A 22,646-nucleotide genomic window follows, 5' to 3' on the forward strand; every position below is an offset into this window, starting at 1 on the left:
GCCGATGGCGGGCCGCGGGTGACTCAGATGGACTTCTAGCCGCAGCTCAGCCGCGGAACCACTTGTCCTTGTCCTCCTCGGGAGAGTCGACCGGCTCGGGAGCGAACTCGGGCGTGCCCTCCGAGGTGGGCTTGACCGCGGTGTCGCCACCGCCCAGGTCGTCGTAGGACGCCTGGTCGGGGGCGGCCGGCGGGGGCGGCGGGACCTCGGCGGCGTACGGGTCGGCCGGGGCGATCGGGTCGGTGAGCGGGTCACCGGTGACCCCGGCCTGCGGGGCAGACGGCGCCGGCGGAACCGGCGGAGCCGGCGGGTAGCCGCCGTACTCGCTGCTCGAGGACGAGCCGGTGGTCGACTCCGGAGCGGCCTCTGGGGTGGACTCCGGGACGGAGCCGTTGCGGTGCAGCTTTTCGGAGGCGACCTCGGCCGCGGCCGTGACCTTCTCCTTGGCCTGCTCCGCGTAGGGACCGGCCTTCTCCTTCACCGTGGCGGCGTAGGGACCGGCCTTGGCCTTGGCGGCCTCGGCATAGGGAGCAGCCTTCTCCTTGATGGGCGCCGCCTTCTCCGAGGCGGTCGCGAGGGCCGACTGGACGCGCGGGTCATGGGTGACCTTGTTCGCGCCGGCCTTCAGCTGCTCAGACTTGTTCTTGACCAGCACGCCGACACCAACGGCAGCGATGGCAAGCAGGATGAGCTTTTTCACTTCTTGACCTTCCGAGAGACAGCTTTGGTTCTGTTTGATGGGTATACGCCGGTGAACCCAAACCTAGGCGTCAAACACAAGATCAAGTCCCCCGACATGCCTAGTCTCTAACGGACCAGGCGATTCCGTCGAGGATGTCGGACTCAGAAACCAGAAGAGACTCGACCTGCGAGCGCCTCAGGATCCGACTGAGGATCACTCCACCGGCGGCGATCACGTCCGCTCGGCCGGGGTGCATCCAGGGCAGCGCCAGCCGCTCCTCGACGGTCATCGCCAGCAGGCGGTCGACGAGCCGGTAGACGTCGTCGGGCGCGATCTCGGCGTGATCGGTGGCGGTGCGGTCGTACGCAGCCAGCTCGAGCAGCCCCATGGCCAGCTGGATCATGGTGCCGCCGACGGCGACCACGGTGTTGGCTGTGGCCGGCTCGACGGGGCAGGCGTCGAGGTGCGCGTCGATGTCGCGTACGCAGGCCTCGATCTCCTCCCGCGTGGGCGGGTCGGAGCGCAGGTGACGCTCATGCAGACGCACCGAGCCGATGTCCATGCTGTCCGCCTCGCCGACGCTCGACGCCGAGCCGTCGCCGAGGATCAGCTCGGTGGACCCACCGCCGATGTCGATCACGAGCACCGGCGGCTCCGGGGTGCCGCGCAGGTTGCGGACCGCGCCGCCGAAGGAGAGCGCCGCCTCCTCCGCCCCGGTGACGACCTCGGGCGTGACCCCGAGCCGAGCGCGTACGCCGTCGATGAAGGTCGCCGCGTTGGCGGCGTCCCGGGTGGCCGAGGTGGCCACGAAGCGCACCTTCTCGACACCGTTCTCGCGGATCAGCGTCGCGTACTCGTCGATGGCCCCGAAGGCGCGCTGCAGGGCCTCCTCCGCGAACACGCCGGTGCGGTCGACCCCTTGGCCGAGGCGGACCATGCGGGCCTCACGTACGTCCTCGTTCAGGCCGTCGGCGGTGACCGTCGCGATCAGGAGCTTGATGGTGTTCGTGCCGCAGTCGATCGCAGCAACCCTCGTCACTGCTCCTCGTCCTCCAGCTCCAGGTCCACGCAGGGACCGGACTTCCACCACTCGCCGAGGCGCTCGAGCACCTCGTCGCCGAGCGGGTTGACGCCGGGGCCCTGGGCCAGGGCCTGGCCGGCGAGGACGTGCAGGCACTTGACCCGGTTGGGCATCCCACCTGCGGAGATGCCGTGGATCTCGGGCGGGTCGCCGAGCTCGTAGCGAGCCTCGAGATAGGCCTCGTGGGCCTTGGCGTAGGCGACGGCGAGCTCCTCGTCGGACGCCAGCCGCGCCTCCATGTCCTTCATCACGTGGGTGCCCTCGAGGGTGCCGATCTTCGAGGCGGCACGCGGGCAGGTGAGGTAGAAGGTCGTCGGGAACGGGGTGCCGTTGGGCAGCCGCGGCTCGGTGGTCACCACATCGGGCAGCGAGCACGGGCAGCGGTGCCCGACCTCGTGGATCCCCCGTGGCTCGCGTCCCAGCTGTGCCGTGATCGCGGACACGTCCTTGGGATCGATCGCCATGTCTTCAGTCTTTCTTCTGCTTGGGCGGGTCGATCTCCGACTCCGGCCCGTCTCCTGTCTGCTCCGGCGGGTCACCGGCCAGCAGCACGGAACCCCACGCATCGTCCCACCAAGCCTTCGGCTGCTCCGCACTGCCCACCTTGCCGGGGTCGGTGAGCTCCGGCTCGGTCTGGATGCGCTCGCCGTTCTCGTCGAGGGCGACGTACGCCGTCTCGCCCGGCATCACGAAGCCGAACCGCTCCCGGGCCTGCTGCTGGACGTAGGCAGGGTCCTCCCAGCGACGGGTCTGCTCCTCGAGCTGCTTGATGTGTTCCTTGCGCTCGGCGATCTCGGTCTGGAGGGCGTTGATGTCATGGCGCTGCTGGATGTAGGCGCGCAGCGAGGAGGCGTAGGAGATCACCATCACGGAGGCCACGACGATGATCATCATCGCCCGGCCGGTGAGCTTGGGCCGACGCAGGCGTTTACGCAGCGCATCGATGCCGCCGATCGACGCCGGGCGGGCAGGGATGGGAGCACGCGGCCGTCGCCCCGGCCCCTGTGGGGCCCGAGGACCGCGTACGCGCTTGCTCTGACCGGGTCCCTGCGTTGCCACGTCGCTCATCCTCCCATCCACGACCTACCTCCTGGCGGCAGACGCGCGGCGGCCCGTGTCCTGAGGACACGGGCCGCCGCGGCGTACGGAACTACCTACGCCTGGTAGCGCGGGAAGGCGGAGGCGCCGGCGTAGCGGGCGGCCTCACCGAGCTCGTCCTCGATGCGGAGGAGCTGGTTGTACTTCGCGACGCGCTCGGAGCGGGCCGGGGCGCCGGTCTTGATCTGGCCGGAGCCAACGGCGACGGCGAGGTCGGCGATGGTGGTGTCCTCGGTCTCGCCGGAGCGGTGGGACATCATCGTCTTGAAGCCGGCGCGGTGAGCCATGTCGACGGCGTCGAGGGTCTCGGTGAGCGTGCCGATCTGGTTGACCTTGACCAGCAGCGCGTTGCCCTGACCGCCCTCGATGCCGCGGGCGAGGCGCTCGACGTTGGTCACGAACAGGTCGTCCCCGACGAGCTGGGTCTTGGAGCCGATGGCGTCGGTGATCGCCTTCCAGCCGTCCCAGTCCTCCTCGTCGAGGGGGTCCTCGATGGAGACGATCGGGTAGGCCGCGACGAGCTCCGCGTAGTAGGCGGTCATCTCCTCGGCGGTCTTCTTCGCGCCCTCGAAGAGGTACGCACCGTCCTCGTAGAACTCCGAGGCGGCCACGTCGAGCGCGAGGACGACGTCCTTGCCGAGCTCGTAGCCGGCCTTGCCGATCGCCTCGGCGATCAGGTCGAGGGCGGCGCGGTTGGACTCGAGGTTGGGGGCGAAGCCACCCTCGTCACCGAGGCCGGTGGCCAGGCCCTTCTCCTTCAGCACGGACTTCAGCGCGTGGTAGACCTCGGCGCCGATGCGCAGCGCCTCGGCGAAGGTCGGCGCACCGATCGGCGCGATCATGAACTCCTGGATGTCCACGTTGGAGTCCGCGTGGGAGCCACCGTTGAGGATGTTGAGCATCGGCACCGGAAGCACGTGGGCGTTGGGGCCACCGACGTAGCGGAACAGGGAGAGACCCGCCGAGTCGGCGGCTGCCTTGGCGACCGCGAGCGAGACGCCGAGGATCGCGTTGGCGCCGGCCTTGGCCTTGTTGGGGGTCGCGTCGGCCTCGATCATCGCCTGGTCGATGGCACGCTGGTCGTCGGCGTCGAAGCCCTCGACCGCGGGCGCGAGGATCTCCACGACGGCGGTCACGGCGTTCTGCACACCCTTGCCGCCGTAGCGCTCGCCACCGTCGCGCAGCTCGACCGCCTCGAAGGCTCCGGTCGAGGCGCCACTGGGGACCTGGGCGCGGGCGAAGGTGCCGTCGTCGAGGACGACCTCAACTTCGACAGTCGGGTTGCCTCGCGAATCGAGGATCTCGCGGGCGCCTACGGCGTCGATCGATGCCACTGAACTACTCCTGGGTCAGGGACGGGACGGGTGTCGTCCGTCAGCCTATTACCCGGCCGGATGGGCCTGGCGATTGGAACGTTAACCGGTCGGTAGGGCCACTCCTACCCGCGCCCACCTGGTGTTCACGTCGAGGTCCGCACCTCGTCACCACGTCGATGCCTCCGGGTGCGGTGCCGCCCGGATCGTTCCTCCGGCAACAATTCCCCGAGAGGAACCCTCACATGCATCTCCGCAAGAACCGCCTCGCACTCGCCGGGTTCGGCGTCCTGGCCATCGGGGGCCTGGGCGTCTCGCTGATGACCGTCCTCGGTGGCACCGCCACCGCCGATCCTGGCCGGCACCGCGAGTTCAGCCGGCTCGCGACCTATCCGGTCTTCCAGAACGTTCCCGCCGGGGTCGACCCGGCCGACCCGACCGTCGCCGAGATCTCGGCCGTCTCCGAGGACGGCAGGACACTGGCGTACACCGACGCGGCCGGCGGCCGGATCGGCTTCCTGGACATCACCGACCCCTCCTCGCCGAAGGGCATCGGCAGCCACGACGTCGCCGGCGCGAAGGGCGGCTCGCCGACGTCGGTCTCGATCGTGGGCGACTATGCGCTCGTCGTCGTCGACGAGTCGACCTACCCCGGCCTCGAGGACACCGAGTGGGAGGACGAGGAGCCTGCCGTCGGCACCCGTGCCGGGCGGATCGACGTGATCTCGCTGGCCGCCCCGCACGAGGAGGTGGCCTCGTACGACCTCGGCGGTCAGCCCGACTCGATCGCGGTCAGCCCCGACGGGACGTACGCCGCGATCGCGATGGAGAACCAGCGCAACGAGGCCGTCACCCCTGCCGGCGGCGAGGAGGGCGACCTGCCCCAGGCACCGGCCGGATCGGTCAAGGTCGTCGGTCTCGACGGCGAGCCGGCCGAGTGGCGGATCACCGACGTGGCGCTGCCCGCCTCGCTGTTGAAGGGGCTGGACACTCCGGAGGACGCCGAGCCGGAGTACGTCGACATCAACGCCGACAACCAGCTCGCGCTCACGCTGCAGGAGAACAACGGCGTCGCGATCATCGACCTTCCGTCCGCGACCGTCGAGACGGCGTGGAGCGCCGGGAACGCGGTCGTCTCCGGTGTGGACGCGAGCAAGGACGGGTTGTTCAACCCGGTCGACACCATCGATGCGCCGCGTGAGCCCGACTCGATCCAGTGGGTTGGCAAGGGTCTGGTCGCCACCGCCAACGAGGGTGACTGGAAGGGCGGCACCCGCGGCTGGACCGTCTTCCGCGCCGCGACCGGCGAGGTGGTCTGGGACGCCGGATCCACCTTCGAGGACCTCGCCACGAAGTACGGCCTGCACAACAACGACCGCGCCGCCAAGAAGGGCGCGGAGCCCGAGGGGCTGGCCTTCGAGACCTTCGGCGGTGTCCCGTACGCCTTCGTGGGCTCCGAGCGCAGCAACTTCGTGGCCGTCTACGACATGCGTACGCCTTCGGCCCCGAGGTTCACGCAGGCGCTGCCCGCGACCAACGGGCCCGAGGGACTGCTGCCGATCCCGTCCCGCAACCTGCTGGCGATCTCCTCGGAGGAGGACTCTGCCGAGGACCTGGTGCGGGCGTCGGTCTCGCTCTACGGGTTCGGCCGGAAGTCATCGTCCTTCCCGACCGTGGAGTCGGCCTCCCGGAACGGCAAGCCGATCGGCTGGGGTGCGCTCGGCGCGCTCTCGAAGGTGCCCGGCGAGCCCGGCAAGCTCTACGCCGCCAGCGACGCAGCCTATGCCACCGGCCGGATCTACACCCTGGACGTACGCCGCTCGCCGGCCGTGATCCGAGCCGTCCTCGAGGTCACCGACTCCTCGGGCGAGGTGGCCGAGGGGCTCGACATCGAGGGCCTGGCCGCCCGGCGTGGCGGCGGCTTCTGGGTGGCGAACGAGGGCGCGACCGGTGCAGGGAACGCGCTGCTCCGCCTCGACCGCGACGGCCGGATCGCCGAGACGGTGCCGCTGCCCACCGAGATCGCCGAGAAGGTCGGCAAGTGGGGCCTCGAGGGCGTCACGGTGACCGGGAAGCGCCGCTCGGAGAAGGTGTACGTCGCGCTCCAGCGCCCGCTCTGGGCCGACTCGACCGCGAAGAAGCCCGGCGTGGACGGCGCGAGCACCGCCCGGATCGGTCGCTACACCCCGGCGACGGGTGAGTGGGAGTGGTTCGGCTACGGCTTGGAGTCGACCTCGGTGGCCGGTGACTGGCTCGGGTTGTCCGAGATCACCGCCGTCGACGACGACACCCTCGCGATCATCGAGCGCGACAAGCAGAACGGCACCACCGCCGCGATCAAGCGGGTCTACACGATCGACGTGCCCCGCCAGGGCGTCACCGGACTCAGCCCGGTGACCCCGCTGCGCAAGCGCCTGGCGTACGACCTGCTGCCTACGCTGCAGGCCGGCCACGGATGGACCCAGGAGAAGCTCGAGGGCTTCACCATCGGAGCCGACGGACGCGCCTACGCGGTCACCGACAACGACGGCCTCGAGGATGCCACCGGAGAGACGGTCTTCCTCGACCTCGGTCGAGCAGCCAAGCGCTGAGGATCAGCATCACGCTGGCCCGTCACCGTCTCGGTGGCGGGCCAGCGTGATTTTTTGGACCGGTCAGTCTTCGGAGCAGCGGTCGGCCGGAAGATGCGTACCGGCCCACTCGGTGAGCGCGCCGAGGGTCGGCGCGAGCGCGGCACCGGATCCGGTGAGCGCGTAGCGGACCGCCACGGGCGGGCCTGGGTCGACCTCGCGGGCGAGCAGGCCCAGGCCGGCCAGCTCGCTGAGCCGCTCGGAGAGCATCGAGTCGCTGATGCCGGCCACCGCTCGCTTGAGCTCAGCGAAGCCGAGCGGGCCCTGGGTCAGGCTGCCGAGGATCACGCCGTTCCAGCGCTTGCCGAGGAAGTCGAAGGCCCGCACCAGCGCGGCACTGCACACCTGCGGATCGTGTGCGGGCTTCGTCGCGGGCATGCATCCCAGCGTACAGGACTTGCCTGAATCCCGAGGTACTACTATTTTCGAAGTAACCGGAATATCCCTAGTAACCACGGAGTTCAGAGCAACATGACCGAGACCACTGCCCTCGAGACCACTACGCTCGAGAAGCTGGACGACCGCGGCCGCCAGATCGTCTTCACCGGTGCGCGCACGTCCAACACCTTCGCCGACACCCCTGTCACCGACGACGAGCTCGCCGACGTCTGGGAGCTCACCCGCTGGACTCCGACGATGGCCAACACCCAGCCGCTGCGCGTCGTGTTCGTGCGCACGGGAGAGGGCAAGGAGCGCCTCCTCCCGCACATCGCCGAGGGCAACCTCGAGAAGACGAAGGCTGCCCCGGCGACCGCGATCGTCGCCTACGACAACAACTGGCACGAGGAGATCCCCAACGTCTTCCCGATCCGCCCGGAGATGAAGGACTACTTCGACGCCGACGAGGCCGCCCGCCACGGCGCCGGTGGCTGGTCCGCCGGCCTGCAGGCCGGCGCCTTCATCCTCGCGGTCCGCGCTGCCGGGCTCGCCGCCGGTCCGATCGCGGGCTACGACACCGCGGGCGTCGACAAGGACTTCTTCCCCGAGGGTGACTGGACCACCAAGATGATCGTCAACATCGGCCACCCGGGCGAGAACCCGTGGTTCGACCGTCTCCCCCGCGTGGAGACCGAGGCCGCGGTGAAGTGGGCCTGACCTGCTGAACTGTTCGTTCGAGGCGCTCGCCTGCCAGCACGGCAGGCGAGCGCCTTATTGTTTTCGCCGGAATACAGTTAGCCAAGCTAAACTTTGCCTCGATGTCCGTGACCCACACCAGCCCCCGCCTCACCTTCGCCATCGTCGCCATCGGCGTCTGCTCCTACTCCTTGCTGCAGTCGGTCTCCGTGCCGACGATGCCGCTGATCCAGACCGAGCTGGAGACCGACCAGGCGACAGGGTCCTGGATCCTGACCGCCTTCCTGCTCTCGGCCTCGGTCGCGACCCCGATCATCGGCCGGATGGGCGACTCCTTCGGCAAGCGCCGGATGTACGTGTGGAGCCTGGCCGCCCTCACCGCCGGCGCCCTCCTCGCCGCCGCGGCGCCCAGCATCGAGGTCATGATCGGGGCGCGGGTACTGCAGGGGCTGGGTGGCGGCACCCTGCCGCTGGCCTTCGCGATCCTGCGTGACGAGCTGCCCAAGGAGCGCGTCGCCGGTGCGATCGCGGTGACCTCGTCGCTGCTCTCGATGGGCTTCGCAGCCGGAATCGTGCTGGCAGGTCCGGTCGCCGAGACGCTCGGCTTCCGGGCACTGTTCCTGCTGCCCGCCCTGGTCGCTGCCGGTGCCGCGATCGCCGCGCTGTGGCTCGTGCCCGAGTCGCCGGTGCTCACCCGTGAGCCGATCCCGCTGCTCCCCGCCGTGCTTCTCGCCGGCTGGCTGGTCGCGCTCCTCCTCGGTGTCAGCCGGGCGCCGTCGTGGGGCTGGACCTCGCCCGCCACCATCGGTCTGCTCGGTGCCGCCGTGGTGCTCCTGGCCACCTGGATCCGGGTCGAGTGGACCGTACGCCAGCCGCTGGTCGACCTGCGCCTGATGGGCCGCCGCGGCGTCTGGACCGCCAACCTGGTCGCCCTGCTGATCGGCATCGCGATGTACGCCTCCTTCGGCTTCATCCCGCAGCTGACCCAGACCCCGCCGTCGGCCGGCTACGGGTTCGGCGCGTCGGTCACCGTCGCCGGCTACCTGATGCTCCCGACGGCCATCACCTCGTTCCTGTGCGGTCTGGTCAGCGCCCGGCTCGCCGAGCTCATCGGGATGCGCCGCATCCTGGTCATCGGCGGGCTGCTCACCGCGGTCTCCCTCGCCATGGTCGCCTTCGTCCACGACGAGCCGTGGCAGATGTGCGTCGCCGCCGGGCTCTCCGGCTTCGGCACCGGCCTGGTCTTCGCCAACCTCGCCAACGCGGTCGTCGCTGCGGTCCCACCGGAGCACACCGGCGTGGCCACCGGGATGAACGCCAACATCCGCACCGTCGGCGGCACCATCGGCACCGCGGTCATGACCTCCCTGGTCACCGCCCACACCCTGCCGTCCGGCTACCCGACAGAGCAGGGGTACATCAACGGCTTCGGCTTCCTCACCGTCGTCGCTCTGGGCGCGGCCCTCGCGGCCATGCTCATCCCCCTGGCTCCGCGAAAGGTCGCCCCCGTCGGCCGAGAGGTCACGTACGCGAGCCGAGGCGTCGCTCCCGTCGGCCGAGACGGCACCGAGATGCCGTGTCGGCCGACGTAAGTGCCGTCTCGGCCGACGTAGGTGCCTATTCGGCGGGGTGGGCGCGTTCGGCGGCCTTGGCGGCCGACCAGAGCTTCTCGACCTCTTCGAGGGTGTAGCGGCGACCGGAGGCGGCCTCGGGGCCGAAGACGTGCGGGTTGCGGCGCTTCATCTTGGCGGTGAGGCCGGCGATGACGTCGTCCATGGTGAACTCGCCGGCCTCCTCCGCGATGGCGGCGTGGAAGTAGACCTGAAGCAGCAGGTCGCCGAGCTCTTCCTTGAGGTGCTCGGGGTCGGCCTCGTCGATGGCCTCGAGGACCTCGTCGGACTCCTCGCGAAGGTACTGCGCGAGCGATGCGTGAGTCTGCGACGACTTCCACACGCACCGTTCACGCATCAGCCGCATCAGTTCGAGGAACTCGACGAGCCCCTCCCCCGATGCGTACGTCCTGCCCTCGTCGTCTGCTGGGTTCAATCCAGCGCCCCGAACGCACTCAGGCACTGCCGCAGCAGCACTCCCCGACCACCCTCCATGTCGCCGACGACCTCGTCGGAGGCGGCCTCGGCCGGCGTCATCCAGGACAGCTCCAGGGCGTCCTGGCGCGGCTCGCACTCGCCGGTCACGGGGATGACGTAGACCAGCGAGACCGCGTGCTGGCGCGCGTCCTGGTAGCGCTCGCCGGGCCACGGGAAGTATTCGGCGACGGTCACCGGCACCGTGGTCAGCGGCAGGGTCGGGAAGGCGACCGGGCCGAGGTCCTTCTCCAGGTTGCGCATCAGCGCGTCGCGGATCCGCTCCCCGTGCAGCACCCGGCCTGAGACCAGCGACCGGGTGATCGTCCCGGTCGTGGGTGAGCCGCGCAGCAGCAGCCCGACCTCGGTGACCCGGCCGTCGGGGTCGACACGTACCGGCACCGCCTCCACGTAGAGGATGGGCACGCGCCCGCGGGTCTCGCCCAGCTCCTCCTCGGAGAGCCACCCGGGCTCGGTGTCCCACTCGTTGCCGAAGGGCTCCTCAGGGAAGGACTGCTCGCCGAAAGCCTCCATCGTCATGCGTCGATCCTGCCAGACACAGGCGTACGTCACGGAGCGACGGCGCCGCAGTGTGGACTCTCACCGCCGCAGGAGGAGGAAGCTGTCGGCCTTGAACGCCTTCTCGACCATCCACCAGGAGAAGCCGTCGTAGTAGGGGCGCGCCTCGTCGCGGCCCAGGATCCGCGGCTGGGTGGCGGCGTGGTCGCGGCCCTTCCAGGTGATCGTGCACTCGCCGGCGGCCAGTACGTTGCGGACCCAGTTGGTGCCGGCACCCCACGGGAGCGTGATCACGAACTCGTCGTCGGTGTGCAGCAGTGCGACCGGGAGGCTCAGGTCGCGTCCGGTCTTGCGGCCTCGGTGGTGCACCACGGCCCAGAGCGGGAACAGGCGGCGCCCGGCCAGGGTCCGCATCATCGGGGCGGTCGCCTTCGCCATCCGCCAGGAGTCGTTGCTGGGAGTGATCGTCGTCATGCTCCCCACTGTGCCCAGGGTCGCGGGGTCGCCGCTTCCCGGACAGTGGGCAGGCGGACTGACGGGTTCCCGTCAGTGTTCCTCAGGCCGCGCCGTTGCGGATCGCCCAGGCGGTGGCCTCGGCGCGGCTGCGTACGCCGAGCTTGCGGTAGAGGTTGGCGGCGTGCCGCTCGACGGTGTGCTCGGTGATGCCGAGGTCGCGGGCGATGACAGCGTTCGTACGTCCCGTGGCGATCAGCCGCAGCACCTCGTGCTCGCGCGTGGTCAGTGCCGTTGTGGCCTGACCCGAGGCGGGCGCGGACCCGCGGTGCACCTCACCGGTCAGGAACCAGCGGCTCACCATGGCGAGGTCACGGGCTCCGCCCTCGACGAACAGCGTCGGAGTGCTGCCCTCGAGCTCGACCAGCGTCCCGTTGCGTACGCCGTCGGCCAGCCGCCGGGACACCTCGACCGGGATCTGGCTGGCTGCCTGCCGGTGCAGCACGAGCGTCGGCGCCACCACCTGGTCGAGGAGGTCGCTGACGTCCATCCGGGCGGCCTCCGCGAACCAGTCGCGGGCGACCGCGGGCGTCGCGGCGGTGCGGAACGCCTCGGCGACGCGGCCGGCGTTCTCACCCGACCCCCATCCCAGCCAGGCGGTCGCGGCGGCGTCGGCGAAGAGGTCCCAGTCCTGCTCGACCAGCGACAGCAGCGCCTGTGTCTGCGCGGGGCTCATCGCCTCGCGCATCCGCGCCGCTCCTCCGAACAGGAGCATCCGGTCGACGCGTTGCGGGTTGGCCGCTGCGTACGCCACCGCGGCCGCGACCGCGTGGTAGTAGCCGAGCAGGTTGACCCGGTCGGCGCCGACCGCCTCGATGACCGCCTCCAGGTCGCGCAGGTGTGCGTCGAGGCCGAGGTCGCCGGCGCGGCGGTCCGAGGAGCCGGTGCCGCGGCCGTCGTAGAGCACCAGCGTCAGGTCCTGGCTGAGCCGTTCGTAGGCCATCCGCAGCGCGGGCACCCGCCACTGCGCCCGGATGTTGCTGAGCGAGGGCATCCAGATCGTCACCGGCCCGCTCCCGACGGCCTGGTAGGCGATCGCGATGTCGTCGCTGGTCTGCGCGTAGCGCACCTCTGGCTCGCCGGTCACGCGGCCATTCTTGCGCGTGGAATGCCCCAGTAGCGTCGTTGTCATGAACCGAGTCCTCCTCATCGGGCTGGCGCCCGAGGCAGTCGATCTCTCCGACGCACCCATCGACCTGGCTACGTTGAAGGAGCGGATCGCCGTCGGCAACGCCGAGGTCGCCGAGGCCGGCTACGACGCGCTCTCCTGCGAGATCGGCACCGGCGTCGACAACGCCGTCTCGCAGGTGCGCGAGGCGCTCGGACAGAAGACCTGGGACATCGTCATGATCGGCGGCGGTGTCCGGGCCGTCCCGGCCCACACCGAGCTCTTCGAGGCGATCGTCAACCTGGTCCACGAGCTCGCGCCCGGAGCCCGCTTCGCCTTCAACGCCGGCCCGGATACGACCCTGGCGGCGCTGCGCCGCGCAGCCGGCACTCGCACCTGAGTCGGCTGACTCAGGTGTCGAGCCGCGCCAGGGCGGCGTCGTACAACGTCTGCGCTGCCTCCGCGGCCGCGTCGGCGGCGGCGTGCGTCACCGGCTTGCCGAGATAGTTGTTGGCGTTGCGGTCCAGGCGCATCACGTCGTAGTGGGCGGCCGCGTCACGCGGCGGCGGGGTGTCGAAGATCGCAGCGAGGAACCTGCCGACCTTCACATGGCCACCAGCGCCGTACGTCGTCTTGTAGCCATAGCCGGCAAGGACCGCCTCGCCGACGTCGTGGGCGGCCTTGTAGGCGAGGTTGTAGCGGTTCTCGGTCCGGGTGACGTTGGGTACGTCGGCGAGGGCCGACTCGGCGCCGGCGAGGAAGGCCCGGGCCTTCTTCTCATCCGGCCTCACGGCACGCAGGGCGCCGGAGCGTACGAGCGCGTCAACCGCCTTCTGCTGCGCCGGCGTCAGCGGCAGGGGCATCCGGTCCTCCTCCATAGATCTCGATCACCGGGCTGGCCCGGACCTCCTCGAGGAACCCGGTCTGCTCCTCGGCCTCCTCCGGGCTCATGATCGTCGGGTTCACGATGCGCCCGACGTTGTCGGAGACCTCCCGGCAGACGCGGTAGACCGCCCGTGCGTCGGGACTGCCGATCACCATCAGGTCGATGTCGTTCGGCGGCGGCCCCGGCTCGCCCTTCGCCCTGGCCGCGAACGAGCCGAACAGGAACGCCCGTTCGATCCCGCCGACGTCTTCGAGGGCCTCCCGGAGCAGCACGACCGGGCCGGTCACCGTCAGCAGGATCTCTCGCGTCGGCGCCAGCAGCGGGCTCTGCTCGTTTCCCCTGATCAGCCGGGTCCTGCCGACTCGGCGGTCGACGAGCAGACCCGCCTCGAGCAGCCGCGCGACCTCGCGATGGACCGTCGGATAGGGCAGTCCAGCCCGCTCGGCGAGGTCGGTCATGCTCATCTCCTCTGCCGGGAGCAGCAGTTCCGAGAGCAGCAGCGCCTGCGCCTCCGACCGGAACAGAGGCGCGAGCACCGGAGCCTGACTTCTCACAAAATGGATAATAACCTCCATTTTGTGGATATGTCACCCCTTCGGCCCGCAGCTCACGCGGCGACAGGCGTGTTCAGGGCGGCCGCGAGGCCCGGCATCCCCGACCCCACCTGGATGACCACGTCAACAGTCTCGTCCCGAAGGTGCGCTCGGTGGGTCAGCACCGTCGCAAGGACACTGAGCCAGGACTGCACGACCGCCCCCGTCACACGGTGAGCGGGTGTCGCCTGACGTACGTCATCCAGCAATGGCGCCGAAAGCGCGACCGACAGGTCGGGAAACATCGATGGACCATGGATGGCTGCGACCTGGAGATCCCCACGGGCGCCCATCACCAGCTCGTTGTCCACCAGGCGCCAAGCACGAGCTGCCGCAACAGCCGCGCCGGCGTCGACCAGCAACCCGACCACGACGTCGACAATGTGCGGCGCAGCATGCCATCGTCCATCGGGCGGCAGGCCGTCGATCGTCGCAGCGAACGCGACCGGACCCGTCCCGGTCAGCTCTTGGTCCGTGGTGAGCTGGTCCGCGACCGCAACCGTCAACAGATGACTGATCACGATCGTCTTGACCATCCGCCGAAGGTTCTCCTCCGGGAAGGGGTCGTCGCTGTTATCGCTGTCCAACCAGTCGCGCGCAGCCGGCCAAGCGGCGCGGCTCCAGGTGAGACCGATTCCGTCGACCAGCGTCGACGTGTCCTGGGCAAGGCGGTCGAGCGCGGCACTTCTCCCGACGCTTCGCGCCGCCGCGCGCGCCACCAGTTGCGGATGACCGGCGGCTCTCGCCGCCTCCAAAGGAAACGCGATGTTCACCAACCCGATCATGTCCTCTGGCGAGAAGGCGCAGATCACGCCAGCGTGAGCGGCCACCAGCGGCGTACGCGGTCCCCATCGCTGGTGCGGATCCCAGGATGGAACGGAAGGCAGTGCCCATATCCCACCGGGAGCGCCATCTGAGCGCCGGAAGCCCGCGCTGAGTCCGGCATACTCAGCTTCAGCAACATCGATCGCGTCATCATCCATCGCTACGAGCGCCCCCTCGGGCACACGATGGAGCGACCAGCGCAAGGGTATGACGCTCGATGGCTCCGCCTGGTAGGCGTCGAGGCTGGCTGCCTCCACGGGGGCGCCGAGCTCGAAAGTGACCTGCACCATCCCGGCGTCGAACCGCTGGCTGTACGTATCGCCCGGGGCGATACGACCATCGATCAGCCGCCAGGCAAGCTCATTGAGGATGACAGCCGCATCGTGGGAGCTGAACCGCCAGTCATGGCCGGGGTCTTCGCCGGCATTGGGCCGCGCCCACATGTGCACCTCAGGCAGCCCGCGTTCGGCCAATCCGACCGTGTAGGCGAAGTCTCGACTGTCGTCCTCGTTGTGAAAGACCGCCAGGACTTGCCAGGACGGCTCCCTCGAAAGCTCCTGCTTCTCCGTCATGTGCCCACCGTAGATCTGAGCACCGACATCGAGGCCGGGCTCAGGCCGCGAGGCGCTTCACAGCCAGCGTCGTACAACGTCTGCGCAGCGTCGGCCGGGAGATCTCCCCATCCAAAGGTAGGTTCCCCACGCACCGGAGCGTGGGGAACCTACCGACGAGGTGGGAAAGATCCGGGTGAGTGGGGAAATGCCCGGCCCCGGCGCCGCATCACTTCAGCGGGTCGATGATCGCGTCGATGACGACCCGGGCCCAGTCGAGGAGATCCGGGCCGTCGAGGGGCTTGGCGGGGAAGCCGGAGGAGACCGGGCGCGGGACCATGATGGTGTCCAGCTGCGGCTTGACCAGGGACTTCGGGTACATCCGGTTGAGCCGGACGACACGGGAGTCGGGCAGCGAGACCGGGTGGAAGCGTACGTTCTTGCCGGCCAGGGTCACCTCGGAGACGCCGGCCTGGCGGGCGCGGGCGCGGAAGCGGGCGACCTGGAGCAGCGAGGAGACCTCCGCGGGCGGCTTGCCGTAGCGGTCGAGGAGCTCGGCGGCGACCGACTCCACGTCCTCGTCGGAGCGGACCTCGGCCAGGCGCTTGTAGATCTCCAGGCGCAACCGCTCCGAGGGGATGTAGTCGTGGGGCAGGTGGGCGTCGACGGGGAGCTCGATGCGTACCTCGTTGAGCTCTTCGGCGGCACCGTCCGGGCCGGCCTTGAACTCGGCCACGGCCTCACCCACCAACCTCACGTAGAGGTCGAAGCCGACGTCGGCGATGTGGCCGGACTGCTCGCCGCCGAGCAGGTTGCCGGCGCCGCGGATCTCGAGGTCCTTCATCGCGATCGCCATGCCGCCGCCGAGGTCGGAGTGCTGGGCCAGCGTGGCCAGGCGCTCGTGGGCGGTCTCGGTCAGCGGCTTCTCGCCGGGGTAGAGGAAGTAGGCGTAGGCGCGCTCACGCGAACGGCCGACGCGGCCGCGCAGCTGGTGGAGCTGGCTCAGACCCAAGGTGTCGGCGCGCTCGATGATCATGGTGTTGGCGTTGGAGACGTCGAGGCCCGACTCGACCAGCGTGGTGCACACCAGCACGTCGAACTCCTTCTCCCAGAAGTCGACCATCACCTGCTCGAGCTGCTTCTCGTTCATCTGGCCGTGGGCGACCGCGACCCGAGCCTCGGGCACCAGCTCGCGGATCCGCGCGGCCGCCTTCTCGATCGAGTTGACCCGGTTGTGGATGTAGAAGACCTGACCCTCGCGGAGCAGCTCACGCCGCACCGCGGCGACGATCTGGCGATCCTCATAGGCCCCGACGTACGTCAGGACCGGGTGTCGCTCCTCGGGCGGCGTGGTGATCGTGGACATCTCCCGGATGCCGGTGATCGACATCTCCAGGGTGCGCGGGATGGGCGTGGCCGACATGGACAGGAAGTCGACCGAGGTGCGCAGGCGCTTCATCGCCTCCTTGTGCTCGACGCCGAAGCGCTGCTCCTCGTCGACGACGATCATGCCGAGGTCCTTGAACCGGATGTCCTTGTTGAACAGGCGGTGGGTGCCGACCACGATGTCGATGGTGCCGTCGGCGAGGCCGGCCATGACCTCGGCGGCCTCCTTGTCCGTCTGGAACCGGGACAGCCCGCGTACGTTGACGGGGAAGCCCGACATCCGCTCCATGAAGGTCGACAGGTGCTGGGAGACCAGCAGCGTCGTCGGCACCAGCACGGCGACCTGCTTACCGTCCTGGACCGCCTTGAACGCCGCCCGCACCGCGATCTCGGTCTTGCCGTAGCCGACGTCACCGCAGACCAGCCGGTCCATCGGCACCGGCCGCATCATGTCCTGCTTGACCTCGTCGATGACCGCGAGCTGGTCGGCGGTCTCCTGGAACGGGAAGGCGTCCTCGAGCTCGCGCTGCCAGGGGTTGTCGGGGCCGAACTGGAAGCCCTTGGTCGCCTGCCGCGCGGCGTAGAGCTTGATCAGCTCGGCGGCGATCTCGCGGACCGCCTTGCGGGCACGGGCCTTGCGCTTCTGCCAGTCCGCGCCGCCGAGCCGGTCGAGGCTCGGCTGCTCGCCACCGACGTACCTGGTGACCTGGTCGAGGGCGTCGGCCGGGACGTAGAGCCGGTCGGCCGGACCGCCGCGCTTGGAGGCGCCGTACTCCAGGACGAGGTATTCGCGGGTCGCGCCCTGCACTTCGCGCTGCTTCATCTCGATGAACTGGCCTACGCCGTGCTGCTCGTGGACGACGTAGTCACCGGGCTTGAGCTCGAGCGGGTCGATCTGCTTCTTGCGCCGCGCCGGCATCTTGACCATGTCGCGCGTGGACGACTTCTGCCCCGAGATGTCCTCACCGGTGAGCACCACGAGCTGGTTGCCCTCGTCGACGAAGCCGTGGTTGAGCCGGGCGTGGACGACGGTGACCGTCTTGTGGACGGGCTTGGCGCTCTCTTCGTCACCCTCTGCCAGGCGGGCCGGGACGTCGCGCTCCCCCAGGGCCTCGACCGTACGTTGCGCCGTGCCGTGCGCGGGCTGGACCACGACCACGCGATAGGAGTCGTCGCGCCAGTTCTCGATGTCGGTCAGCGCGGCAGCGGTGTCGCCGCGATAGGCCTTCGCGGGCTGCCAGTCGATCTTGCGGGTGGAGACGCCCACGACGTCGGGGTCGGTCTCAGCGGCCTGGTCGTCGAGGCCGAACGGGCTGACCGACCACCACGGCTTGCCCTGGGCGATGGCGTGGGCGCGTACGTCGGCGAGGTCGCGGTAGGAGGCCGCGGAGAGGTCGATCGGGGCGACTCCCCCGCTGGCCGCGGCGGCCCAGGAGGCGCCGAGGAACTCTTCGGCGGTGGCGACCAGGTCGTGGGCGCGGCTGCGGATCCGCTCGGGGTCGAGCAGCAGGACGTGGCTGTCATCCGGGATCAGGTCGAGCAGCAGCTCCATGTCGTCGACGAGCGCGGGCGCGAGCGACTCCATGCCGTCGACCGCGATCCCGGCGGCGATCTTGTCGGTGAGCTCGATCAGGGTGGGGTGGGCCTCGCCCAGCTTTCGCGCCCGGTCCCGGACCTCCGGGGTGAGCAGGAGCTCGCGGCACGGCGGCGCCCAGAGGCGTTCGGTGGCCCCACCGTGCTCCTCAGCGATGGCGCGCTGGTCGGCGACCGAGAAGTGGCGGATCGAGTCGACCTCGTCGCCCCAGAACTCCACGCGTACGGGGTGCTCCTCGGTCGGCGGGAACACGTCCACGATGCCGCCGCGGACGGCGAACTCACCGCGCTTCTCGACCAGGTCGACGCGGGAGTAGGCCGCGTCGGCGAGCTTCTGCACGACGACATCCAGGGTCGCCTCCTGACCGGTGATCAGCTCGACCGGCTCCAGGTCGCCGAGGCCCTTGACCTGCGGCTGCAGCACGCTGCGAACAGGGGCGACGACCACCTTCAGCGGGCCGTGGGCACCGTCCGCGTCGGGGTGGCGGAGGCGGCGGAGCACGGCGAGCCGACGTCCGACGGTGTCCGACCGCGGGGAGAGCCGCTCGTGCGGCAGCGTCTCCCAGCTCGGGTAGAAGGCGACCGAGTCGGGCGGGAGCAGGTCGGTCAGGTCGCTGACCAGATCCTCGGCCTCGCGAGAGGTCGCGGTGACCGCGAGGACGGTGCGCTCCTGGCGTACGAGCCCGGTGACCACGAACGGGCGCAGCGCCTCCGGCCCGGTGACGTCGAGCGCCAGCATCCGGCCGCCCTTGGCCTCCGCCATCACCTCGCTCAGGGCAGCATCGCGCAGGACGAGATCGGCGAGCGGGGCGAGGATCACGGGTGACTCCAAAATGACGGCAAGCACGAGAGCCCCCGGCCGGAAAGACAGGGGGTGCTGGCACCAGTCTAGAAGACATGTGTAAAGACGTTTGACTTCGAGCGCACGCGAGGCCGGAGCGTGGATCGCATGAGATACACGACCATCGGAACAGGCGCCGGGTCACGGCACGTCAGCAAGCTCGCGCTCGGCGTGATGCGGTTCGGGACGGACACGGACGTCGAGACGTCGTACGCGATCCTCGACCGCTTCGTCGAGGCCGGCGGCACCTTCGTCGACACCTCCAACAACTACGCCTACTGGGCCAACGGCACCCAGGGCGGCGAGAGCGAGACCGTGCTCGGGCAGTGGCGCCGGGACCGCGGGATCGGCGAGGAGCTCGTCATCTCCACCAAGGTCGGCGCACGCCCGACCGACGTCGTCGAGCGCGTCGAGAACGGATGGCTGAACCAGCGCAACCGCACCTGGGAGGGGCTGGCTCCGGAGAACGTACGCGAGCAGGCCGACCGCTCCCGCGAACGCCTCGGCGTCGAGCGGCTCGACCTCTACTACGCGCACGTGCCGGACACGAAGGGCGTGCCGCTGGAGGAGTACGCCGCGGGCTTCGCCGCCCTCGTGAAGGACGGCGTCATCGGCCAGTTCGGGCTGAGCAACCACTGGTCCTGGCAGGTCGAGCGGGCTCGGGCGGTCAACCCGGAGGAGGCCCGGCCGAGCGTGCTGCAGTATCACCACACCTATCTGCGGATGCGTACGGACATCCCCAACCCACGGCTCTCCATCGACGGCGAGATCGGCGTCGCCGACGCATCCCTGCTCGCCTACCTGCGCGCAACGCCGGGGCTGACGCTGGTCGCCTACACACCGCTGCTCAGCGGGGCCTACACGAATCCTTCGAAGCCGCTCGATCCCGCCTACGACCACCCCGGGACGACCGCACGCCTCGCGGTGCTCGACGAGGTCGCCGCCGAGACCGGCGCGACCCGCAACCAGGTCGTGCTGGCCTGGATGCTCGGCGACGCCCTTCCGGTGATCCCGCTGGTCGGAGCCTCATCTGTGACCCAGATCGACGAGAGCCTGGCGGCGGTCGACCTGGAGCTCAGCGAGGAGCAGAGGGCTCGGCTCGACGCTGCTGGGCGATGAGCTCGGCGTCCGGGTCGGTCTCGCCCACGGCCGCGGCGTAGTAGGAGACCTTGAACTCGATCGCGTCGAGATGGGCCGCCGTCTCCTCCAGCTGCGCGCGTACCCGGTCGCGGTGTGCGCGCAGGAGGGCGAGGCGGGCCTCCTCGTTGCCGGAGCCGTCGCGGACCATCTCGGCATAGCGCCGGATCTCCCGGATCGGCATCCCCGTCGAGCGCAGCCTGGTGATCAGGGTGATCCAGCCGAGGTCGCCCTCCGTGTAGGCGCGGTGGCCGGAACCGTTGCGGCCGACCCCGAGCATCAGCCCGTCACGCTCGTAGTAGCGCAGCGTGTGCGCCGTCAGGCCGGTCCGCGCGGCCACCTCGGCGATGCTGAGCCCGTTGCTGTGCGCCTGCGTCGTCATGGACTCCAGTCTCCTGGTTCGAGTGCACTCGAAGTCAAGTAACTCAGAGCGCCGAGCCGCCCGTCACGTCGAGCGTCTCGCCGGTGACCCATCGCGCCTGGGGCGAGGCGAGGAAGCCGACCGCGTCGGCGACGTCTTCAGGGGTGCCGATCCGGCCGAACACCGACAGCGCGTCGGCCTGCGCCCTCGGCCCGGGCAGGTTGATCCAGTCGGCGTTGATGTCGGTCTCGATCACGCCGGGGAGAACCGCGTTGACCGTCGCCCCACGTGCGGCGAGCGGCGCGGCCAGGGAGCGGGTGAGGTTGTTGATGCCGGCCTTGGCCGCGGCGTACGCCAGATGGGTCGGCGCCGCCACCCGGGTGTAGCCGGTCGACACGTTGATCACCCGGCCGCCCTCGCGCAGGTGCGGCGCGACCGCTTGGGTCAGGAACATCGGCGCGATCAGGTTGACCTCGAGCACGCGGCGCGCGGTGGCCGGGTCGAGCTCGTGGAGTTCCTGGTTGCCGTTGATGCCGGCGTTGTTGACCAGGATGTCGAGGCCGCCATCTTCGACCAGCGCCGCCTCGGTCCATGCCTCCGCGATCTCGGCCGCCGCCTTCGCGCCGTCCTCGCCGAGGTCCGCCTCGATCAGGACCGCCCGGGCGCCGGCCGACTCGACGAGCCGCGCGGTCTCCTCGGCGGCCGCGCGGTTCGAGCCGTAGTGGATGCCGATCCGGCCGACACCGTCGGAGGCCAGACGTACGGCGATGGCACGGCCGATCCCGCGCGAGGCTCCGGTGATGAGTGCGTTGCGGGTCATCTCGGACTCAATTCTGTAGTGGTCGCTAAATAATGTGGTGAGGGTTAATGTAGGGATCACTATGGAAATGCGCAAGCCCTCCCGCGGACGACCGCGCTCCTTCGACGAGGACGCGGTGCTCGACGCGGTGATGCGGGCGTTCTGGGAGCACGGGTACGAAGGCACGAGCGTCGCGACGCTCGAGGCCGCGACCGGGCTGAAGGCCCCCAGCCTCTACGGGGCGTTCGGCTCCAAGGAGGTGCTCTACCAGACCGCGCTCGAGCGGTACGCGAGCGAGCATGGCACCGTGCTGCGGCCCGACGGGCCCGCTCGCGACGCCATCTCGGAGTTCCTGTACGAGGCGGCCGACCAGTTCAGCGAGAGCGGGCTGCCGCCGGGCTGCATGGTCTCGACGGCCGCGCTGGCGCTGGGCACCGCCCAGCGCGGCGTCGCCACCCGCCCGGCGAAGATGCGCTCCGAGACGCTCGCCGGGATCGAGCAGCGACTGCGGACGGCCGTCGCCGAGGGCGAGCTGCCGGACGGAACCGACACCGGCGCCCTGGCCCGGCTCTTCGGCGCGGTGATCCAGGGCATGTCGGTGCAGGCGATCGACGGCGCCACCCGGCAGGAGCTGCGCGGCCTCGCCACGGCCGCGATGGCTGCGTGGCCACGATGACGATTCGCGGATCGCTGAGAGCCAGGACGTACGTCGCCGGGGCGGCTGCCCTCCTGCTCGCGCTCAGCGCCTGCGGCGGGACACCCGAAGCCGAACCGTCGCCGACGACCAGCGCGTCGGCTCCCTCGACGTCGGCGGAACCGTCACCCAGCGACGTACCTTCGTCTTCCTCTCCGACTGTCACGGAGCCAGGGTCGGTGCCGCCGCCGTGGCTCGGCACCCGGGTGCTGAAGGAGGACGCGGAGGGCTACGGGATCGCCGGGCCGACGCCGAAGGAGCTGCGCAACCGGGCGTGGACGCTTCCGGACATGATGCCGATGCTGCCCGGTGACGGCTTCACAGCCGAGGTCGACATCGCGCCGGACGAGGTGATCGCGCGCTCGACCTGGGTGCCGGGATGCCCGGTCTCGCGGCGGGAGCTGGCCTGGGTACGGATGACGTTCTGGGGCTTCGACGGCGCCCGCCACACCGGCGAGATGCTGATCAACGCCCGGGTCGCCGAGGACGTCGTCGGGGTCTTCCGGCAGCTCTACGAGGCGAGATTCCCGATCGAGCAGATGGACATCACCACGAAGGCGGCCCTGGACGCGCCGCCGACGGGCGACGGCAACGGCACCGGCGGCTTCGTCTGCCGCCCGTCGGTCGGCCAGACCTCGTTCTCCCAGCACGCCTACGGCCTGGCGATCGACCTGAACACCTTCCAGAACCCGTACGTCAAGGGTGACCGCGTCATCCCCGAACTCGCCCGCTGGTACCTGAACCGGTCCAGGAGGGCGCCCGGGATGATCCACCCGGACGATGTGGTCGTCCAGGCCTTCGCCGACATCGGCTGGGAGTGGGGCGGCGACTGGAACTCGCTGAAGGACTACCAGCACTTCAGCGAGAACGGCACCTGA

Annotated in this window: 23 protein-coding genes; 7 read left to right on the top strand and 16 right to left on the bottom strand. The window is 70.0% G+C overall.

Going from position 1 to position 22,646, the window contains the following annotated elements; all coding sequences use genetic code 11:
- Positions 1–46: 46 nt before the first annotated feature.
- The 5 genes from ABZU72_RS25900 to eno form a co-directional block, all read right to left on the bottom strand.
- Positions 47–700, bottom strand: coding sequence for a hypothetical protein (locus ABZU72_RS25900; protein WP_355021653.1), 654 nt, complete (start codon positions 698–700; stop codon positions 47–49).
- 100 nt (positions 701–800) lie between these two features.
- On the bottom strand, positions 801–1,721 hold the full coding sequence (locus ABZU72_RS25905) for a Ppx/GppA phosphatase family protein (protein WP_355021654.1): 921 nt from the start codon (positions 1,719–1,721) through the stop codon (positions 801–803).
- Positions 1,718–2,227, bottom strand: coding sequence for a DUF501 domain-containing protein (locus ABZU72_RS25910; RefSeq protein WP_355021655.1), 510 nt, complete (start codon positions 2,225–2,227; stop codon positions 1,718–1,720). The genes ABZU72_RS25905 and ABZU72_RS25910 overlap by 4 nt, the downstream gene beginning before the upstream one ends.
- Before the next feature lie 4 nt (positions 2,228–2,231).
- Positions 2,232–2,822 (bottom strand): septum formation initiator family protein, encoded by a 591-nt coding sequence (locus ABZU72_RS25915; protein WP_355021656.1) that lies wholly within the window; start codon positions 2,820–2,822, stop codon positions 2,232–2,234.
- Between the two features lie 95 nt (positions 2,823–2,917).
- On the bottom strand, positions 2,918–4,195 hold the full coding sequence (gene eno, locus ABZU72_RS25920; protein WP_355021657.1) for a phosphopyruvate hydratase: 1,278 nt from the start codon (positions 4,193–4,195) through the stop codon (positions 2,918–2,920).
- Positions 4,196–4,419: 224 nt separating this feature from the next.
- Between eno and ABZU72_RS25925 the strand changes: the two genes are divergently transcribed.
- Positions 4,420–6,765 carry an esterase-like activity of phytase family protein gene (locus tag ABZU72_RS25925; RefSeq protein ID WP_355021658.1) on the top strand — a complete coding sequence of 782 codons (2,346 nt, stop codon included), beginning with the start codon at positions 4,420–4,422 and terminating at the stop codon, positions 6,763–6,765.
- 63 nt (positions 6,766–6,828) lie between these two features.
- Here the strand turns inward: ABZU72_RS25925 and ABZU72_RS25930 are convergent, their stop codons facing one another.
- The gene (locus tag ABZU72_RS25930) at positions 6,829–7,182 is read right to left on the bottom strand and encodes a helix-turn-helix domain-containing protein (protein ID WP_355021659.1); all 354 of its coding nucleotides are present in this window, start codon (positions 7,180–7,182) and stop codon (positions 6,829–6,831) included.
- A 93-nt stretch (positions 7,183–7,275) separates the two neighbouring features.
- On the opposite strand from ABZU72_RS25930, the gene ABZU72_RS25935 reads away from it, so the two are divergent.
- Positions 7,276–7,899 carry a malonic semialdehyde reductase gene (locus ABZU72_RS25935; protein WP_355021660.1) on the top strand — a complete coding sequence of 208 codons (624 nt, stop codon included), beginning with the start codon at positions 7,276–7,278 and terminating at the stop codon, positions 7,897–7,899.
- 101 nt (positions 7,900–8,000) lie between these two features.
- Positions 8,001–9,470: an MFS transporter gene (locus tag ABZU72_RS25940; RefSeq protein ID WP_355021661.1), complete on the top strand. Its 1,470-nt coding sequence runs from the start codon at positions 8,001–8,003 to the stop codon at positions 9,468–9,470.
- Between the two features lie 25 nt (positions 9,471–9,495).
- On the opposite strand, the gene ABZU72_RS25945 is transcribed toward ABZU72_RS25940, so the two are convergent.
- The 4 genes from ABZU72_RS25945 to ABZU72_RS25960 all read right to left on the bottom strand — a co-directional run bounded on the left by ABZU72_RS25945 (position 9,496) and on the right by ABZU72_RS25960 (position 12,081).
- On the bottom strand, positions 9,496–9,924 hold the full coding sequence (locus tag ABZU72_RS25945; protein ID WP_355021662.1) for a MazG nucleotide pyrophosphohydrolase domain-containing protein: 429 nt from the start codon (positions 9,922–9,924) through the stop codon (positions 9,496–9,498).
- Positions 9,921–10,502, bottom strand: coding sequence for an NUDIX hydrolase family protein (locus tag ABZU72_RS25950; protein WP_355021663.1), 582 nt, complete (start codon positions 10,500–10,502; stop codon positions 9,921–9,923). Before ABZU72_RS25950 ends, ABZU72_RS25945 begins: the two co-directional genes overlap by 4 nt.
- Before the next feature lie 60 nt (positions 10,503–10,562).
- A complete protein-coding gene (locus ABZU72_RS25955; RefSeq protein WP_355021664.1) occupies positions 10,563–10,955 on the bottom strand; it encodes a hypothetical protein in 393 nt (130 codons plus the stop codon).
- Between the two features lie 82 nt (positions 10,956–11,037).
- Positions 11,038–12,081 (bottom strand): alpha/beta fold hydrolase, encoded by a 1,044-nt coding sequence (locus tag ABZU72_RS25960; RefSeq protein WP_355021665.1) that lies wholly within the window; start codon positions 12,079–12,081, stop codon positions 11,038–11,040.
- A 43-nt stretch (positions 12,082–12,124) separates the two neighbouring features.
- On the opposite strand from ABZU72_RS25960, the gene ABZU72_RS25965 reads away from it, so the two are divergent.
- Positions 12,125–12,502 carry a hypothetical protein gene (locus ABZU72_RS25965; protein WP_355021666.1) on the top strand — a complete coding sequence of 126 codons (378 nt, stop codon included), beginning with the start codon at positions 12,125–12,127 and terminating at the stop codon, positions 12,500–12,502.
- A gap of 10 nt (positions 12,503–12,512) precedes the next feature.
- Here ABZU72_RS25965 and ABZU72_RS25970 read toward each other — a convergent pair whose 3' ends face one another.
- The 4 genes from ABZU72_RS25970 to mfd form a co-directional block, all read right to left on the bottom strand.
- Positions 12,513–12,965 (bottom strand): hypothetical protein, encoded by a 453-nt coding sequence (locus tag ABZU72_RS25970; protein WP_355021667.1) that lies wholly within the window; start codon positions 12,963–12,965, stop codon positions 12,513–12,515.
- Positions 12,925–13,542, bottom strand: coding sequence for a MarR family transcriptional regulator (locus tag ABZU72_RS25975; protein ID WP_355021668.1), 618 nt, complete (start codon positions 13,540–13,542; stop codon positions 12,925–12,927). The genes ABZU72_RS25970 and ABZU72_RS25975 overlap by 41 nt, the downstream gene beginning before the upstream one ends.
- A gap of 53 nt (positions 13,543–13,595) precedes the next feature.
- A complete protein-coding gene (locus ABZU72_RS25980) occupies positions 13,596–14,978 on the bottom strand; it encodes a hypothetical protein (protein ID WP_355021669.1) in 1,383 nt (460 codons plus the stop codon).
- 208 nt (positions 14,979–15,186) lie between these two features.
- Positions 15,187–18,699 carry a transcription-repair coupling factor gene (mfd, locus tag ABZU72_RS25985; RefSeq protein ID WP_355021689.1) on the bottom strand — a complete coding sequence of 1,171 codons (3,513 nt, stop codon included), beginning with the start codon at positions 18,697–18,699 and terminating at the stop codon, positions 15,187–15,189.
- A 186-nt stretch (positions 18,700–18,885) separates the two neighbouring features.
- Between mfd and ABZU72_RS25990 the strand changes: the two genes are divergently transcribed.
- Positions 18,886–19,896 (top strand): aldo/keto reductase, encoded by a 1,011-nt coding sequence (locus tag ABZU72_RS25990; protein WP_355021670.1) that lies wholly within the window; start codon positions 18,886–18,888, stop codon positions 19,894–19,896.
- Here ABZU72_RS25990 and ABZU72_RS25995 read toward each other — a convergent pair.
- Both ABZU72_RS25995 and ABZU72_RS26000 read right to left on the bottom strand, forming a co-directional pair.
- Complete coding sequence (locus ABZU72_RS25995; protein WP_355021671.1) at positions 19,853–20,296, bottom strand: MerR family transcriptional regulator; 444 nt, start codon at positions 20,294–20,296, stop codon at positions 19,853–19,855. The two genes, ABZU72_RS25990 and ABZU72_RS25995, sit on opposite strands and share 44 nt — an antisense overlap.
- Positions 20,297–20,339: 43 nt before the next feature.
- A complete protein-coding gene (locus ABZU72_RS26000; protein ID WP_355021672.1) occupies positions 20,340–21,095 on the bottom strand; it encodes an SDR family oxidoreductase in 756 nt (251 codons plus the stop codon).
- A 67-nt stretch (positions 21,096–21,162) separates the two neighbouring features.
- Between ABZU72_RS26000 and ABZU72_RS26005 the strand changes: the two genes are divergently transcribed.
- Positions 21,163–21,750, top strand: coding sequence for a TetR/AcrR family transcriptional regulator (locus ABZU72_RS26005; protein ID WP_355021673.1), 588 nt, complete (start codon positions 21,163–21,165; stop codon positions 21,748–21,750).
- Positions 21,747–22,646: a M15 family metallopeptidase gene (locus ABZU72_RS26010; protein WP_355021674.1), complete on the top strand. Its 900-nt coding sequence runs from the start codon at positions 21,747–21,749 to the stop codon at positions 22,644–22,646. Before ABZU72_RS26005 ends, ABZU72_RS26010 begins: the two co-directional genes overlap by 4 nt.

Origin of the sequence: Nocardioides sp. NPDC004968 (genome assembly GCF_040608935.1) — a bacterium.
In the GTDB taxonomy this organism is placed as follows: Bacteria; Actinomycetota; Actinomycetes; order Propionibacteriales; family Nocardioidaceae; genus Nocardioides.

Coding starts and splice junctions, on each gene's coding strand:
- ABZU72_RS25910 (WP_355021655.1), bottom strand. CDS start 2,227: ATGGCGATCGATCCCAAGGACGTGTCCGCGATCACGGCACAGCTGGGA.
- ABZU72_RS25925 (WP_355021658.1), top strand. CDS start 4,420: ATGCATCTCCGCAAGAACCGCCTCGCACTCGCCGGGTTCGGCGTCCTG.
- ABZU72_RS25930 (WP_355021659.1), bottom strand. CDS start 7,182: ATGCCCGCGACGAAGCCCGCACACGATCCGCAGGTGTGCAGTGCCGCG.
- ABZU72_RS25935 (WP_355021660.1), top strand. CDS start 7,276: ATGACCGAGACCACTGCCCTCGAGACCACTACGCTCGAGAAGCTGGAC.
- ABZU72_RS25940 (WP_355021661.1), top strand. CDS start 8,001: ATGTCCGTGACCCACACCAGCCCCCGCCTCACCTTCGCCATCGTCGCC.
- ABZU72_RS25950 (WP_355021663.1), bottom strand. CDS start 10,502: ATGACGATGGAGGCTTTCGGCGAGCAGTCCTTCCCTGAGGAGCCCTTC.
- ABZU72_RS25955 (WP_355021664.1), bottom strand. CDS start 10,955: ATGACGACGATCACTCCCAGCAACGACTCCTGGCGGATGGCGAAGGCG.
- ABZU72_RS25965 (WP_355021666.1), top strand. CDS start 12,125: ATGAACCGAGTCCTCCTCATCGGGCTGGCGCCCGAGGCAGTCGATCTC.
- ABZU72_RS25970 (WP_355021667.1), bottom strand. CDS start 12,965: ATGCCCCTGCCGCTGACGCCGGCGCAGCAGAAGGCGGTTGACGCGCTC.
- ABZU72_RS25980 (WP_355021669.1), bottom strand. CDS start 14,978: ATGACGGAGAAGCAGGAGCTTTCGAGGGAGCCGTCCTGGCAAGTCCTG.
- mfd (WP_355021689.1), bottom strand. CDS start 18,699: ATGGCGGAGGCCAAGGGCGGCCGGATGCTGGCGCTCGACGTCACCGGG.
- ABZU72_RS25990 (WP_355021670.1), top strand. CDS start 18,886: ATGAGATACACGACCATCGGAACAGGCGCCGGGTCACGGCACGTCAGC.
- ABZU72_RS25995 (WP_355021671.1), bottom strand. CDS start 20,296: ATGACGACGCAGGCGCACAGCAACGGGCTCAGCATCGCCGAGGTGGCC.
- ABZU72_RS26000 (WP_355021672.1), bottom strand. CDS start 21,095: ATGACCCGCAACGCACTCATCACCGGAGCCTCGCGCGGGATCGGCCGT.
- ABZU72_RS26005 (WP_355021673.1), top strand. CDS start 21,163: ATGCGCAAGCCCTCCCGCGGACGACCGCGCTCCTTCGACGAGGACGCG.
- ABZU72_RS26010 (WP_355021674.1), top strand. CDS start 21,747: ATGACGATTCGCGGATCGCTGAGAGCCAGGACGTACGTCGCCGGGGCG.